16 protein-coding genes are annotated in these 14564 nt (G+C 34.2%); 10 read left to right on the top strand and 6 right to left on the bottom strand.

Going from position 1 to position 14564, the window contains the following annotated elements:
* The first annotated feature begins 181 nt into the window (after window positions 1-181).
* Both ACH6EI_RS16025 and ACH6EI_RS16020 read left to right on the top strand, forming a co-directional pair.
* Window positions 182-1069 carry a LysR family transcriptional regulator gene (locus ACH6EI_RS16025; RefSeq protein WP_108674576.1) on the top strand — a complete coding sequence of 296 codons (888 nt, stop codon included), beginning with the start codon at window positions 182-184 and terminating at the stop codon, window positions 1067-1069.
* A 179-nt stretch (window positions 1070-1248) separates the two neighbouring features.
* Window positions 1249-1692, top strand: a complete 444-nt coding sequence (locus ACH6EI_RS16020) for a hypothetical protein (RefSeq protein ID WP_226313284.1) — start codon at window positions 1249-1251, stop codon at window positions 1690-1692.
* A gap of 81 nt (window positions 1693-1773) precedes the next feature.
* Here ACH6EI_RS16020 and ACH6EI_RS16015 read toward each other — a convergent pair whose 3' ends face one another.
* From ACH6EI_RS16015 to ACH6EI_RS16005, 3 genes are all read right to left on the bottom strand, one after another.
* Entirely contained in the window at window positions 1774-1920 is a 147-nt protein-coding gene (locus tag ACH6EI_RS16015; RefSeq protein ID WP_014460666.1) for a BH0509 family protein, read from the bottom strand.
* Between the two features lie 952 nt (window positions 1921-2872).
* A complete protein-coding gene (locus tag ACH6EI_RS16010) occupies window positions 2873-3073 on the bottom strand; it encodes a cold-shock protein (protein WP_013056409.1) in 201 nt (66 codons plus the stop codon).
* Window positions 3074-3823: 750 nt separating this feature from the next.
* Window positions 3824-4468: a glycosyltransferase gene (locus tag ACH6EI_RS16005; RefSeq protein WP_108674578.1), complete on the bottom strand. Its 645-nt coding sequence runs from the start codon at window positions 4466-4468 to the stop codon at window positions 3824-3826.
* A 355-nt stretch (window positions 4469-4823) separates the two neighbouring features.
* On the opposite strand from ACH6EI_RS16005, the gene ACH6EI_RS16000 reads away from it, so the two are divergent.
* Window positions 4824-6419 carry an acetolactate synthase large subunit gene (locus ACH6EI_RS16000; protein ID WP_108674579.1) on the top strand — a complete coding sequence of 532 codons (1596 nt, stop codon included), beginning with the start codon at window positions 4824-4826 and terminating at the stop codon, window positions 6417-6419.
* A gap of 60 nt (window positions 6420-6479) precedes the next feature.
* On the opposite strand, the gene ACH6EI_RS15995 is transcribed toward ACH6EI_RS16000, so the two are convergent.
* Together ACH6EI_RS15995 and ACH6EI_RS15990 are read right to left on the bottom strand one after the other, a co-directional pair.
* Window positions 6480-7040 (bottom strand): hypothetical protein, encoded by a 561-nt coding sequence (locus ACH6EI_RS15995; RefSeq protein ID WP_108674580.1) that lies wholly within the window; start codon window positions 7038-7040, stop codon window positions 6480-6482.
* Window positions 7041-7392: 352 nt separating this feature from the next.
* The gene (locus ACH6EI_RS15990) at window positions 7393-8823 is read right to left on the bottom strand and encodes a PQQ-dependent sugar dehydrogenase (protein ID WP_397377615.1); all 1431 of its coding nucleotides are present in this window, start codon (window positions 8821-8823) and stop codon (window positions 7393-7395) included.
* A 308-nt stretch (window positions 8824-9131) separates the two neighbouring features.
* Here ACH6EI_RS15990 and ACH6EI_RS15985 point away from each other — a divergent pair, with 308 nt between their 5' ends.
* Window positions 9132-9506: a cupredoxin domain-containing protein gene (locus ACH6EI_RS15985; RefSeq protein WP_108674581.1), complete on the top strand. Its 375-nt coding sequence runs from the start codon at window positions 9132-9134 to the stop codon at window positions 9504-9506.
* A gap of 252 nt (window positions 9507-9758) precedes the next feature.
* Window positions 9759-9920 (top strand): hypothetical protein, encoded by a 162-nt coding sequence (locus ACH6EI_RS15980; RefSeq protein WP_189643452.1) that lies wholly within the window; start codon window positions 9759-9761, stop codon window positions 9918-9920.
* Between the two features lie 334 nt (window positions 9921-10254).
* Here the strand turns inward: ACH6EI_RS15980 and ACH6EI_RS15975 are convergent, their stop codons facing one another.
* Window positions 10255-10659 (bottom strand): hypothetical protein, encoded by a 405-nt coding sequence (locus ACH6EI_RS15975; RefSeq protein WP_108674582.1) that lies wholly within the window; start codon window positions 10657-10659, stop codon window positions 10255-10257.
* Window positions 10660-10913: 254 nt separating this feature from the next.
* On the opposite strand from ACH6EI_RS15975, the gene ACH6EI_RS15970 reads away from it, so the two are divergent.
* From ACH6EI_RS15970 to ACH6EI_RS15950, 5 genes are all read left to right on the top strand, one after another.
* Window positions 10914-11231: a DUF3243 domain-containing protein gene (locus tag ACH6EI_RS15970; RefSeq protein ID WP_014460657.1), complete on the top strand. Its 318-nt coding sequence runs from the start codon at window positions 10914-10916 to the stop codon at window positions 11229-11231.
* Between the two features lie 444 nt (window positions 11232-11675).
* Entirely contained in the window at window positions 11676-12371 is a 696-nt protein-coding gene (locus ACH6EI_RS15965; RefSeq protein WP_014460656.1) for a Na-translocating system protein MpsC family protein, read from the top strand.
* Window positions 12372-12548: 177 nt separating this feature from the next.
* Window positions 12549-12764: a hypothetical protein gene (locus ACH6EI_RS15960; protein WP_033578616.1), complete on the top strand. Its 216-nt coding sequence runs from the start codon at window positions 12549-12551 to the stop codon at window positions 12762-12764.
* A 139-nt stretch (window positions 12765-12903) separates the two neighbouring features.
* A complete protein-coding gene (locus ACH6EI_RS15955) occupies window positions 12904-13593 on the top strand; it encodes a Na-translocating system protein MpsC family protein (RefSeq protein WP_108674583.1) in 690 nt (229 codons plus the stop codon).
* Window positions 13594-13710: 117 nt separating this feature from the next.
* On the top strand, window positions 13711-14142 hold the full coding sequence (locus ACH6EI_RS15950; RefSeq protein ID WP_108674584.1) for an ATP-binding protein: 432 nt from the start codon (window positions 13711-13713) through the stop codon (window positions 14140-14142).
* Window positions 14143-14564: the final 422 nt, after the last annotated feature.

Here is a 14564-nt window from a genome sequence, read left to right as displayed (position 1 = left end):
TCCTCCTTTTAGTCACCTCATTTTAAGAACTTTACGTAATGGCTACTAAATAATTGCAGTAACAATTGGATGTCATTATTTTATCTAGAGCTTGATATCTTGTAAAATAATGATAAATGATTGTAGCTATCATTATCATTAATACCTAAATGAATTAACGTAAGTGGAAAGGAAGATGTTGATGGAAGTAGAAGATATACGCATATTTATGGCTGTGGCAGAATACGGCAGTGTAAGCCTTGCTGCTGATAAGCTAGGTTATGTCCAACCAAATGTAACAGCACGTATTCGATCTCTTGAACGGAAAATTGGACACCCATTGTTTCATCGTCACAGACGTGGAATGACATTAAATGTAGAAGGCCGAAAACTTTTAACGTACGGAGAACAAATGATAAGGCTAATGGATGAAATACACAAAGCATTTCAAGATGAACGTAACCTTGTTGGATCATTATGTATTGGATTAGTTGAAACGGTAGTAGGGTTTCCTGAAATTATTTCTTCCTATCATAATAAGCACAAAAATGTGGATATTTCTCTAGTATCAGGAGTAAGTACACAATTAATAGAGAAAGTTCTTAAGTTCCAGCTAGACGGGGCATTTGTAGCAGAACCAGTAAATGTGTCAATGCTTGATCAAATTCCGGCTTTTGATGAAGAAATTGTACTTGTATGCAGTGCAAATGAAAAAGGTAAGAAGCAGATTCAGTCTGCCAGAGAGTTACTGCACCTACCATTCATTTTATTTAATGAAGGCTGCCAATATAGAGAAAGACTACAGCAATGGTTAAAAGACGAACAGATCGTATCCCCGAAAATTATGGAATTTGCTACACTCGAAACGATTATGGGGACAGTAGTTTCTGGTCTTGGTGTGACACTTATAGCCCGGGCATTAGCGGAAAGATATGAGAGGGAAGGGTTAGTACAACTCTTTTCAATACCTGAGCCTTACAGAAACCTTAGGATTGTATATGTTCGTCGTTCCGACTCCTATCTAGGAGTAACTGAGCGTGAATTTACAAAGACAATCAGCGAAGTAAGAGAAGGAAAAAAGCAGAAATAAACAGACTGTGTTTTCATAAAGAGCTTTTTAATGTAGCTTATGTTTAGTATGAATATGCCAAGTGTTAATTTGAACAGTAAAAGTGAGCTTTAGCTGCAAATAAAAGGAGAAAAGCAACTATATCAAAATTAGACAAATTAGTGGGCTTAAATGTAAGATGCGCGGGGAGAGCCTCAAATTTGTTTTGGCTAGGATTTGGAGAAAAAATTTTAGTAACCAGAAGGGGGAAAACGGAAGAGGTAGCTGAATACGCTTTACATATTCAATGTTCATGGCGTATTGTCAAAGGTAATAAAATTGTAGTAGCCTCACGGGATTTCTATTCTCCAAGAACAGGATTGGATGATGAAAATGAGTACTTTGAATGGGATGTCCAAGGAAATAATCGATTCGATGAACGAATTGAATTTTTTATAGAAGGTATAAACGAACACACGATTGTTGAAAGAGTTGGCTCGGATGAAGTAGGAGGGCTAAAGATCTTTTTATCTCAAGGTTATTTAGTGGAGGGATTTCCGGATACGTCAGAAGACGATGAGTATAGTGAGTTCTGGAGACTTTTCAACCGAAAGGAAGACAGCCCTCACTTTGTTGTCACAGGAAATGGTATTGAAAACGAGTAATCGTATAATTAAAGAAACGAAAAAAGCACAAACCCGTTGGAACCAAACGTTTTTGTGCTTTTTTCTTATTTTATAGTTGAGTTACATATAATCATAAGCGGAATCATCAAAATAGAGCCAGTGATAATATTCAACCTGCGGATCTGTCATTTTTAAAACTTCTTCTTCATTGAATTTTTTATACTCAACTAATTTCTGTACTTTAGAATTTCTTTCCACTTGGCTCATTTTAAATCCTCCTTATAGTTTGAAAAGTAACAATGTATTTAAATTTAGAAAGCGTTTTCTTTTTTCTTATTTTTATTATATATCTCAATATGAGATTAAAACAATATCAATTATAGATGATTTTTCAAAAAACAATATAGAAATGGTATTATGGCGTCGGATTGGGACAACAAGGCTTCTGCAATCGAAATTAAATAATAGGTGATTGCCAACGGCCAGGCCAAAATTTTTTTTGTTCGTATCGTTGCTTAATCCCTAAAAAACATTATGATAACTGGCTCTATAAACTAAAAATAAAGCTAGCTGGGTTAAGCTAGCTTTATTTTTTTATGTTGTTTTGCAGAGTGATAAATTTTCAACTGTCGTTCACTTTGGTATAAAAACTCTTTATCAATTTCATCATGTTACGCCCCGAAGTTCTTGACATTGGATGATGATCTTCATCATCACGTGTACTCAGGTACCAGCTTCCCTTGTCATCTTCATTTAATCTATATACCTTATTGGTTCTACTATCTGTATAAAAGTTTCCATCCTTTAGTCTCAAACAATCCCCCCTCTACCACGTATCTATCCTGTATTATGCCCAAGATATCAATTTTATGAAAAATTTTATATACACAAAAACAAGAGGTTTCTTAATACGCTTATTATTTTGTATGTAATCTACACAGGTGCAAAAAAGGATAAAGGCTATGAGTGAGAAAATATTTAGTAATGGAGAAATAGTAACTATAAGAGTATCGAATGAATCAGTAACAATCTTAAAAAATCATTATGTAAAAAACATGAAAAGATACTCTTATACAGTCGACAAATATCCAAGTACCTTTTTCTTTGAAGAAGAATTAAAAAAACACGAACTATAATTATTGATAAATAAGTTTTGATATAAAAATCTTTTTAAATAAAAACAGACTCTGAAAATAGAGTCTGCTTTTTAGTATGGTTTTTATGCTTTATTTACGTTTGTCGCTTGTGGTCCGCGTTGCCCCTGTTCGATATCAAAAGTCACTTCTTGACCTTCATCCAAGGATTTAAAGCCTTCACCTTGAATAGCTGAGAAGTGAACAAATACATCTTCTCCACCTTCACGCTCGATAAATCCAAAACCTTTGTCAGCATTAAACCATTTCACTTTACCGTGTTCCATTTTTTGTTGCCTCCTAGAATGTAGAAAATAAACCAGATTATCATTAAATCTAGCTTATTTATTATATTATCCCAATAGAGACATCTTAAACTTAAATTAATGTGATCTTTCTAACTTTCTTTATCAATACTCACTTCACTAAAAAGGTGATTGGGGTATGACGATCTACATCATAATGAGGTTCATATGCAAAAACATCAAAATATTTATAAGTGATCTTCTAAACATCGAAATGATAGAAGTCAAAGATCAACCAATGCCCACATACTCATTATGGGCATTTTATTCATAAATATGAACTAAATTAGATGAGAGAGCACACGGGGACCCGTCTGCCCAAAAGAAAGGGAAGTTCACTCAAAATCTTTTTGAATAGTGGTGTAAAAATAGATTCTATTAGATAAGAATCTATGTACCTTTTCATATAAATCCAACCTTCGCATGAAGCATCCTTAAACTTGTTTACAAATAAAAAATGACGCCGTTGGAGGCGCCATTTTTTATAGAATAGAGAAGGACACACCCTATGCACGGGCGGTACTCTTAACACATCGTCTTGATTTGATAATACCCAGTGTTTAAGTTTAATAAACCTTTTTTTGGTATGACGATTTATGCAGAATATCTACATGTACCTTTTTAGTGAACATAAGGTCTCCTAGAGGCATCAATCAAAAGAGTTCTTACAGGTGCAGTTTCTTATGAAGGAATTTCAAATAATCTCCAGCATTCTATTGGCGATTATTAAGATTATTTATTAAATTTCTCTGGAAACTGTTTCACAACTCCCGCAGATATAGTATCTGCCATTAAGACGATATGTGAGATTCCTTCATCAATTGCAACGATTCTTGCTTCCCAATCTTTTTCTAAGCTTGCAGATAAATCATTTGTCACCAATTTTAGATGCATATACAGTAATTTTTTTAAGTCTTCATTTTTTAAATAAGGGTTAGCCTGGCTAAGGAACGCTGCTATATCATCAGCATTTCGATACCATTCTTTGTTTAATTGATTCACCAAGGCTTTCTTTCCCGTTTTAGCTGCATCTACAATTTTGCCAGCAATCACAATATGTTCCTTAAGCAAAGCCGTAAGTTTGTTCCCAGCTTTTTCTCCGTATATTGGTTTCACAGCATTCCCGATATCTTCCTGATTTTTTAATAACCTTGCCAACACCTGTTTTTGGTCTTCTGATCCTGCTGTTGTTGCACTTGTAATATAATTACTTGTCCACAATACATGATCCATCCAAAGTCTTCTGAATTCATTTTCAAACGTTACCTGAGATTGACTAACACGATGTTCTGGTGCTTCAGCACGAGCACTACTTGGTTCAACCAGCATGTTTAGCGAAAATAACACAATAAATCCTACCCATAATAATCTTTTCATAAAAGCCGCTCCTTCCAATTTATACGAGTATTCGGCTTATTATTTGTATATGGGATTTTTTACATTCCTTAAAATGTTACTTTCTCATAATAATTCTTTATAGAGTATTGTCACACTCCCAATCAGTTCACACGGATGAAAGGTTGACTCATCCAATTATTTATACATTATCTAAAAAATGTATTTAACATAAGAACCTAATGGTAACACTATAAACAATAGTTAGTGAGTATGATTTCATTCCATACATTTAGGGTTTCGGTTAGTTAAAACGAGAAAAGACGAGATAAGAATTAATGAGCTATTTCTTTCACATAAGCTTGTCAGAATACTATCTAAAGAGAGGTCGAACAATATGAAAGTGACGGATACACTTGTTCAATGTTTAGAAAATGAGGGAGTTGAATATATTTTCGGAATACCTGGTAAAGAGACGTTGGATTTTATTGATTCTTTATCCAACTCTAAACAGATTCAATTCGTGAATGTGCGGCATGAACAAGGAGCTGCTTTCATGGCAGATGTATACGGAAGGTTAACAAACAAAGTAGGGGTATGTTTATCAACATTAGGACCAGGAGCTACTAATTTATTGACAGGAATATCTAGTGCAAAGCTAGACCACTCTCCTGTTGTAGCATTAACGGGACAGGCTGCTTTGGGGAGACAACATAAAGAGTCACATCAATATATGGACATTATTAAAATGGTAGAACCAGCAACGAAGTGGCGTGTTCAAATAAAAGATGCACAAACGCTTCCTGAGATTATTCGAAAAGCATTTAAAATTGCACAAATGGAAAAGCCAGGACCCATAGTAGTAGAATTGCCAGAAGACTTAGCAACTCAAATCGTTCCCATCAAACCTATTTCACCTACATCTATACCCGTAAGTATACCTATCATGGAGTCAATTCAGGCTGCCAATACTCTTATTAGGCAGTATGAGAGACCTTTTGTTATTATCGGTAACGGCGTTGTTAGACAGGAAGCCGTGGATGAGCTTCAACTATTTATTGAACGTCTTCAATCACCGGTTACCCATAGTTATATGGCTAAAGGTGTGTTATCTAAAGATCATCCACAAAATTTCTTTACGTTTGGATTTAATGAGAAAGATGAAGTGCTCGCAGGCTTAAAGGAAGCTGATCTGCTTATTGTAATTGGGTTTGATTTTGTCGAGAAGCTACCCAAAGAATGGAACACGGAAAAAACACCAATTTTACATATAGATACCTTACCAGCAGAAATAGATGAATATTATCCTGTAGAAGTCGAATTGGTTGGAGATATAAAGCAAACTTTACGCGTATTCAATCAGCTGGATATCCCTTCTAAACCGTGGATACCCTCTGGCAATCTTCAGAAACAAATTAAGCAATCCTATCATATTGAAAAGAAAGAGATAGATACTAATTTACTACCTTTAACAATTGAGAATATCTTGCACAGTATTGACAAGCTCTCTTCAGAGGAAACAATTGTGATTTCAGATGTAGGAGCTCATAAAGTATCTATAGCTCGAACTTATCAACCCAAAAACGCTAACAAGTTCATTATATCAAATGGTCTAGCTTCCATGGGTATTGCTTTACCAGGCTCAATTGGAGCTAAACTAGCCTGCCCTAATGATTCAGTTATTTGTATTACTGGAGATGGAGGAGCTTTAATGAATTTTGCAGAAATAGAGACGGCAAAGCGCTTAGGGCTTTCATTCATTATTATTGTCTTAAACGACTCTACATTAAAAATAGAGCAGGAAATGATGAACAAAAAGTTTGGTAAGAGCTATGGAGTAACTTTTACAAACCCAAATTTTGTCCAATTGGCAGCTAGCTTTGGAATTAAAGGAGAACGGGCAAATAGTTTAGTCGAATTTGAAAATATAATAAAAAGAGCCTTAAAAAATGCAGATGAGATTATCCTAATTGACGTTCTTCTAAAAAGCTGATTGCGATTTCTCCATTATTTTAACGAGTTATCTCTGTTAAGAGATTAGTCTGTAGATTCACTAGGAAATAAATATTTTAAATTTTTTTAAATAAGCTAGGCTCAGTTCAACCCAAATCCAACTATAAAGGAAAGTAAATACAAAAATTAAACCAGTAGTAGAAAGAGAAAAATTATTGGGAATCGCAGGACCTAGTACTGGGAATTTGAAACCGTACAATAAGGTAATAATCCCAACAGTTAATAGAGTGGCGCCACTTATAACAATGTACAATCTCTTGTTAAAAATGTAAAAAGCAGCGCCTATGCCCATTCCCAATATTCCGGTTGTAAAAGGAAAAATAATAAGTTCACTTGGCTGGATAATCAGAAGAAGCAGATTTGTTAGTGTATAGGTAAGAAACCCTAGAGGAAGCGAAAGTATAAAACAAAAAAGAATGGGTGCGGTAGATAATGGACTAATGAAAATTCCTATTCCTGGTAAAAACCCTCCTGCTGATTGAAAAAGGGCTGCTAAGCTGGCGAAAAGAGCGCCTGATACAAGCTGCTTAGTTTTAGATAGTCTATTAAAAAGAAGCTGCGCAGATTTTACTTCATTTGAAAGAGACTTTAAAAAGTACATGAATTTCACCTCGGTTAACTGTTTTTACATTATAAGGGGGTAAAGATCCATTTAGACCACTGCCCGATATATCAACTCTTACATGTAATATATAAAGAAATTAAGAGGGAGCACTAATAGGTCGCATTTATTTTTACAGAAATAGGTCGTATCCGTTAAGATAAGTTTCTTTATCTTTTTAAAGGTATGTACTGTAGCCCATAAAATGAATCTTTTATGGGCTTTATTGATTAAAGGCTTTTTTATTTTATAGAAAGTTCATTTGCTCATTCCTATAAAATAGCTACTGAAAAAATTAAGCTATAATTTTTTTGGGGGAAATCAATGCTTAGTCGAATTTTATAAATGTAAATCATGGAACAATTTCAAAAACAGTACCTTGATTAAAGTCAGACACTTTCATAGAACCATAAACTCCTAAATAAAGCCTCGTTTGATCCAGGTTCGTTCCCAAACTAACGTAGTAAGCTGATTGAGAACCAAAATTATACTCAATTTCCACAATCCTAAAATCATTTAGCTTACAATCTGTACCTGCCTTGGTATAAGCTAAAACTCCTCTAACTGGAGATTGAGTTTCTTTAACCTGTGCAATATCCGTAAACATAACGCTTCCTGTTAAGTTAGGGATTTTATTTCCCATATAAGGCTGAACTCCAGTAAGGGAGGTTCCTCCAAATTTATTGGGACGGGGATCTTTATGAAAATAACTAGTTAAAGGTTGAAGACGTCTCGCTGAAGTTTTTACTGCTTCATCGTAATAAGCAATTATTTTCTCATCCAAAGCCGGATTTTCAGAACACCTTTTTATAAACGAAGTTGGAAAATCTCCTTCCCATCCCCGCCAGCCAAGGTTAATAAATCCTTCTTGACTGAGTTTAGCTCTCATTAAAGAAGCTTGAACAAGTTGAGGAACAGGTATTGGCCTATAATGAACAAATGAAAAAATCGACTCTACCACGTCTTGTCCAACATTTCCCACATATTTGATGTACTGATTATAAAATTTTTGAAATGAAATGCCGGTTATATTGCGAACTCCTTTGGCAATGAGCGCAAGGGTTTCCTGAATAGGTGAGGGGAGTTCACTAAAGCGTGTGACTGCGGGTGGATTATGGATGAATGTATTCTTACTTACATCAATTTCAATTATTTTTCCGCAAATCTCCATATCATCCTGACTTAAATTAAAGGGGTCATATCCTGATCCGCCATCTCCAATTGTTAAGATAAGTTTTCCAGTTTCAGGTGAAAAGTTTAAGCTGTTAACACCATTATGATTAAAAAATGGTCTTCTTAAGTTAAGTAACGTCCGTCTTTTTTGAGGCTGAGCATTTGGTTGGAAAATCCATTCTTCCACTGTATCAATATGATCATATTTAGTTTCTCTATTTATCCACTTTAGGTTTGAAGTTTTAGGATCACACGGGTTAGGCTTAAAATGTTCAGAAAGTGCACCTGGTCCTTGTGTTCCAGCTACTGAGTAATGAAGATAAAACAGACCGTTATAATGAAATTCTGGATGAAACGCTAGCCCCAGCAATCCCCGTTCATCATATCCCCCACGAGAAACACCTGGTTCAGACGTACCCAATTTTATGATTTGTGAGCCCATATCTAAAAAAGTCCGTATAGCTCCGTTCCTTATGTAAAAGATCTCTCCTACTTGGGTTGCAATAAATAAGCTTTCAAGTGAGTCACCGGGAAGTATAGCTGTTTTCAAAACGGTAGGTAAATTTATCTTACTAATAATAGGCCGTAAACTAACCTTAGCTTTTATCAACTAACTTGACACTCCTTTTCAATGTTTTCTCTTATAAGAATATGATTGAAACTGTTCTATTAGTATCAATACTATTTTATAAAGTGCTGCAATTTAATTGAGAGACCTAATCGAGAAGCTTCTTTCATAAAACTTATTTATTCCTGGGTACGCCTGCTATTTTCTTCTCTTAGTACTCACGATTCTCCTAACTATTTGTAGTTTCCAGAAATTGTTACTAAGGAAAAATAATACTTAATTTACAAAAAAATATTGATATTATTTTATGAATTGGAAAAGAATATGGCTTAGGAAAGGAGTGATTGCAAATGTCTATGAAAAAGTGGTTAACGGGATGGGTCATTTTGTTTGCGATGCTTATCGGTGTGATAACTTCAGGGGCACTCGGCGTTTTGGCTGAATCGGACGTGGTAAGACAAAAAGCTATGGAGGTTCAGTTGAACGATGATTACTTTAATCCAGAAACCATCACTATCCCAAGTGGAAAAACGATAACATTGATATTGAAAAATAAAGGTCAGAAAGAGCATACCTTCACAGTGGAAAAACTCGGAATTGACGCTGAAGTCCAGCCTGGAAAAGAAAAAACCATTACCGTGAAACCACAAAATTCCGGTACATATGAACTGATATGTAGGTATCATTTCAATAGTGGAATGGTAGGGAAAGTGATAGTCAAATAACAAGCAGGGCCAATCGGTCTCTGCTTTTTGAAGTGAATATAGCATACTTTCTTAGTTAACATAATAGATTTTAAAGGTGCAAATAAATCATTCACAAGTTCAAAAAAGTAATAAATATTAATTTGAGATATATACTAAATGAAGAAAAGGCACAGGAAAGTATAGAATAAAAACAGCATGTATATCCACATTATGAAAAAACGTATCCTTAATGCGCGATGAACATTGTTTAATTAAAAGGAGGAGTTTTATATGAGTGATAATCAATCAAATGATTTAGAACAGGTATCAGAGGAATTAGCTGATCTTGAGAAAGAGTTTGCAACAAAGCCTTCTAATCCTTATCCCCATAAGTATTATACTGGAGACACTTCTATAGTTTCTAATGCTGTGCCAGGAAACGATAAAGAATAAAAATTTCCCCTTATCTATTAATAGATAAGGAGAAATTTAGAGCATATAAGCTTAAGCACTGTATTTTTCCAGAACCAAAATACATCTCATAAAAAGACAGTTATATTTCATTTATTATTTTAAATTAAAAGTAATCGCTTTCATTTTTTGCTTTCCCGAAATCATTTGATAGGTTATAATAAATATCTACAAAAATATTAAATGATATGTAAGTAACAAGCAATTACACCCTTAATATTTAACTAAACAGAAAAACTCCCTTAAGGTATTAGGGGAGTTTTTCTGTTTTTATGTACACTATATAAGGGTAATTTACCATAATAATAGGACGAACTCATTTTTCAATTCTAACTAATGTTTTTTCTGGCATATCAATATCGTCAATGTCAAAGTAATGGATGTTTAACGTTAATTTCCTCTCTAGTTCTTTAGCTTCTTCTCCTACCCAACAACTATACAATTCAAAAAAGTCTCCTGATTTAAGATAGCGATCCATCAATTTGCATAGTGCAATTAGTTTCTCTTTTGATTCTTTGCGCCTGCTCTTATTCATATATTCCGTAATCTCAATTCCCCAGTCACTTGCAACTTCATAAACATAAAGGGTAGTAAATTGGTGTTTCTTTATGTTCAATCGATTTCTTTCATCTGAAAAGCAACTCCCAATAGTAACTAAATTATCTAATTCCTTATTAATAGGTAATTCTACGTTCGAACCTATATAAGTAGCTAAACTCATTTGTATTCACTCCGTTCCTCATCTAAATAACCCGTTAAGTTTTGTGGAACTAACCTAGGTTGTTAACATCCTAAGAAATACATCCTGTTATCAAAAAGGTGTTTCACTAAACTTTATTACAAATACTCGAGTTTTATTCAAGGTTTACTATTATTCTACTTAACATATGAATAGGCTGCGAAATGTTTATATACCTGTAAATGGGGGATTTACCATATAAGAACATTGATACCTAATTGGAAGGAGAATGAAAAATGAACAATAATACTGAAACCGTTGAAAATAAAGTAGAGGATAAACTAAATGAAATGAGTCAAGAGAAGAAAGACAACATCCTTTCTAGTTTTAACGAATTTAAAAGTTACTTAGGAGATAAAGTCACAAAAGGTGAGAAACTAGGGTTAAATGATAATCAACTAGCTCTAGCAGCTAAAAAAATAGCTGACTATCTCGCAACCCATGAGGAGCCACAAAATGAAGAGCAATACTTGTTACATGAGTTATGGAAAGTAGGAAACGAGGAAGAACAACATCATCTTGCTCATATGCTTGTTAAATTAGTCAAAGAATAATCTAAATCGATTATAGATTGCGTTTTGCCATTATTTATTAGAGGTTCAAGTGAATTCAATCAACATAGCAAAGAGCCACTTGCGTAAAATAAGTGGCTCCTTTTTCTCTTTCATGCTGCACCTCTTTTTATTTTTTAGTATGTCCCTGCGATGCATCAATTAAAAGATAAAGCTATATTTCCCCAACAATAATTTGACTACATGCTATAACTCACTTCATTGAAAACATCAATACGAATCCAACGGATTCGTATTTTTCGGTGACATTCAAAATACGTCCCAAGCAATAGAAAGAAGAGGTTTTGAACGTTTATAATTCGGTTAAACATGAAGTAACAAATTATTTTTATTTATTCTGTATATTTAAATTATTCGTTCGTAATGGTACAATAAAATGATGGAAAGAGGATATGATGCTTCTTTCTTAATAGAGGATGAAGAAATATGGATATTAAGGCTCAGCAAACAAAATTGGCGAATAACTTGGGCAAATTGTTACGAGATAACTTTGGAAAAGGTCCCGAGGCTGTTCATGTTACGATTTATGAACCTTATGTTGTTATTTATGTTAGTGGCTTTGTATCACCGATGGAACAAGTACTGTTAAACCAGAATGAAGAACTTCAGGTTATGACTACAAGAGAGCTTTTGGTAAAGACTCTTGAACCTCAAATCACTGGTCAAATTAAAGGGATTACAGACCTTGACATCCAGCACTTATATTATGATTGGAATTTAGATCATCACTCCGGAATTTTTGTGGGAGTTTGTCTGGACGATTTGAAAGCCGATTTGACTGAGGGTGACCCTTACCCAGGAAAACAAGCAATTCATGATCGGATTATAAAGATGAGTGAAATTGCACAAAAAGGGCCTGAGAAAATCTCTTCGTATAAATTAAGTGATCGTACATTGGTCATCGTAAGAGAAGGAATACTGGTGGCTATTGAAAAGCAGCTAATTTCGTTGGGTTTTGATGACACCTTACGCATCTCTAAACGCCCTTTGGAAAAAGGAATCTTACGACAAAACGATGACTATGATGAGATATTAAATGCAGACATTCTTGATATTTTTGTGGATTGGGATTTTGAAAAGGACAATAGCATTATTACGCTTATCTTAAAACCAAAAAATTAATGAGGCAGTAATGAATTGGACACATTGTGCCAAACATAAGCCGAGGAAGAAAAGCTCATACCTTTTCTTTTTCGGCTTATTTTTGTTGTTTCAAAAGAGTAAGTCCTTTTGTAACGGAATAATCCCCTAAAATAGCATCTGAAAATAGGATGTGCCAACAGAAAGGATTTGGTCGGTATGGCTGATAATCATGAGATTGTATTGTTTATAAAAGAGCTTCGTCGATTGTTGCAGGATTACCAAAAGTATGATAATGAATTTTACAAAGAAGAAATTAGCAAGGATATAATACTTTTAAGTACCATTATCTACGGAAGTAAAATTGGAATTTCAAATAAAAGAAGAATCTTTAAACATAGAAAATACAAAGGTAAACAGAAACCAATCTATTAAAAATGTACTAGTATGACTAGTTTACATTTTATAGAAAGTGAATTCTTATTACCTAAAATGATCTTATGATGAAGAAGGAGTTTTCATAAAACATCACGAATAGTATACCTTATGAAACTAGAAACTAGGTGCACCATCTATGGATAAAACGAAACTGGAAAAAGAATTAAGTAGTTATATGGGAAGGTTACTTCGTGAAAACTTTGGAAGAGGTCCTGGAGGTGTATTCACCGTCATTTCTCCTCCTTTTATAACCGTTTATTTTAAAGCCTTTTTATTACCTTTAGAAAAGGCTTTGCTAGACAAGGGACAAGTTATCTATGTTCAAAAAACACGTGATTTGTTGATGGAGACTTTAATTGAAGAGATAAAAGGATATATCCAATTAAATATACATTTAGATATTGAAGAATTTTATTATGATTGGAATTTAGAGCTGCAGTCTGGCATGTTTATCATGATCCATTCTGATAAAAATAACATAGTCAACCATTCCTATAAAAATCAGAAATTGCTGCATAAAGAAGTTGAGGAAGTGACTCAAAAAGCAGAAAAACTTCCTCAAGGTGTTTCTTCTTATTTATTAGATCAGAGAACACTCCTTATAATCAGGGAAGGTATTATGGTAAATGTAGAGAAAGAATTAGTTCAATTAGGGTTTGAAGAAAACCTTACATTGGCTAAAAGAAATCTCGAAAAAAGGCTACTCCATGAACATAGCCAATCATTAGAAGTGATTTTAGATTCAAAGGTAACAGATATACTAGTCGCATGGGACTTTCATAAAGATAAAAGTACAATTCTTCTGATTTTAAACCCAACTTCATAACGGCACTGATAAGCTAGGCACTGAACTAGATGTAGGCCAAAAAGAAAGGTTATCTAACCTTTCTTTTTGGCCTATTGTTTTTCCTCTCCTATTAAAATAAAGAAAGTGGTGATAATGATGCTATTTCAATCGGATGAAGGAAAGGAACCTTTAACTGTTGAGATACACACTGAAGTGGATATAGTAGAAGCGCGTCAGAAAGGACGGATGTTCTCTAACTGCTTAGGCTTCAGCGCACTCGATCAGGCCCGAATTATTACGGCTATTTCAGAATTGTCCAGAAATATATATAAATATGCCACTACGGGGAAAATTATAATGGAAATAATAGAGAATCAACTTGAAATAGGACTCAAAATAATAGCTATAGATAAAGGACCAGGCATTAAAAATATTCAACAAGCGCTAGAAACTGGCTATACAACGTCAGGGGGATTAGGCGTTGGTTTATCAGGGGTAAAAAAATTAATGGACGAATTCACCATATCATCTCAAGAAGATCATGGCGTTAACATCGAGGTTATAAAATGGAAAAAAAGAAATAAATAAAAGAAACACAAGGTAAAAGGTTAAGAAAGAACTGACTTCCTCTTTACAAAAAACTCCTTTATTGAATAGGAGATAGCTTCTAAAAATATCATCCCCTGATGATCCTGCTCTAGGGTACGGTTAAGATATTTCACATGCTTGAGTTGGTGCCCTCAGCATGTGCTTCTCCTCTATTAACTCTTAGCCGTAGGACAAAAATTTTTCTCTGCAGTAATCACAAGAGGCTTAAAAACATGAGAAAAAGGTGTGGGAAATTATGAGCAATTCCATTTAATCGTTAAATGGAAGGAGCAAGCTCTCATGATAGAGAGCTTGCTCTTTTTATTTCTTAATATAATCCTATCTGACAAAAAACAGCCTGTTTCAAGTACACCAAAAACATACATTTATGATACATAGATTTTGAGATCATCTCTGGAACA

It is taken from the genome of Priestia sp. JSM ZJ58, from assembly GCF_044383985.1.
Classification (GTDB): Bacteria; Bacillota; Bacilli; order Bacillales; family Bacillaceae_H; genus Priestia; species Priestia zanthoxyli.
This window is presented reverse-complemented; position numbering and strand designations above follow the sequence as displayed.

Excerpts from the sequence above, each read along its gene's own strand:
- ACH6EI_RS15980 (WP_189643452.1), top strand. The coding sequence starts at position 9,759 with ATGAGTGATAATCAATCAAATGATTTAGAACAGGTATCAGAGGAATTA.
- ACH6EI_RS15960 (WP_033578616.1), top strand. The coding sequence starts at position 12,549 with ATGGCTGATAATCATGAGATTGTATTGTTTATAAAAGAGCTTCGTCGA.
- ACH6EI_RS16000 (WP_108674579.1), top strand. The coding sequence starts at position 4,824 with ATGAAAGTGACGGATACACTTGTTCAATGTTTAGAAAATGAGGGAGTT.
- ACH6EI_RS16015 (WP_014460666.1), bottom strand. The coding sequence starts at position 1,920 with ATGAGCCAAGTGGAAAGAAATTCTAAAGTACAGAAATTAGTTGAGTAT.
- ACH6EI_RS15995 (WP_108674580.1), bottom strand. The coding sequence starts at position 7,040 with ATGTACTTTTTAAAGTCTCTTTCAAATGAAGTAAAATCTGCGCAGCTT.
- ACH6EI_RS15975 (WP_108674582.1), bottom strand. The coding sequence starts at position 10,659 with ATGAGTTTAGCTACTTATATAGGTTCGAACGTAGAATTACCTATTAAT.
- ACH6EI_RS16010 (WP_013056409.1), bottom strand. The coding sequence starts at position 3,073 with ATGGAACACGGTAAAGTGAAATGGTTTAATGCTGACAAAGGTTTTGGA.
- ACH6EI_RS16025 (WP_108674576.1), top strand. The coding sequence starts at position 182 with ATGGAAGTAGAAGATATACGCATATTTATGGCTGTGGCAGAATACGGC.
- ACH6EI_RS15950 (WP_108674584.1), top strand. The coding sequence starts at position 13,711 with ATGCTATTTCAATCGGATGAAGGAAAGGAACCTTTAACTGTTGAGATA.
- ACH6EI_RS15985 (WP_108674581.1), top strand. The coding sequence starts at position 9,132 with ATGTCTATGAAAAAGTGGTTAACGGGATGGGTCATTTTGTTTGCGATG.
- ACH6EI_RS15955 (WP_108674583.1), top strand. The coding sequence starts at position 12,904 with ATGGATAAAACGAAACTGGAAAAAGAATTAAGTAGTTATATGGGAAGG.
- ACH6EI_RS15970 (WP_014460657.1), top strand. The coding sequence starts at position 10,914 with ATGAACAATAATACTGAAACCGTTGAAAATAAAGTAGAGGATAAACTA.
- ACH6EI_RS15965 (WP_014460656.1), top strand. The coding sequence starts at position 11,676 with ATGGATATTAAGGCTCAGCAAACAAAATTGGCGAATAACTTGGGCAAA.
- ACH6EI_RS16005 (WP_108674578.1), bottom strand. The coding sequence starts at position 4,468 with ATGAAAAGATTATTATGGGTAGGATTTATTGTGTTATTTTCGCTAAAC.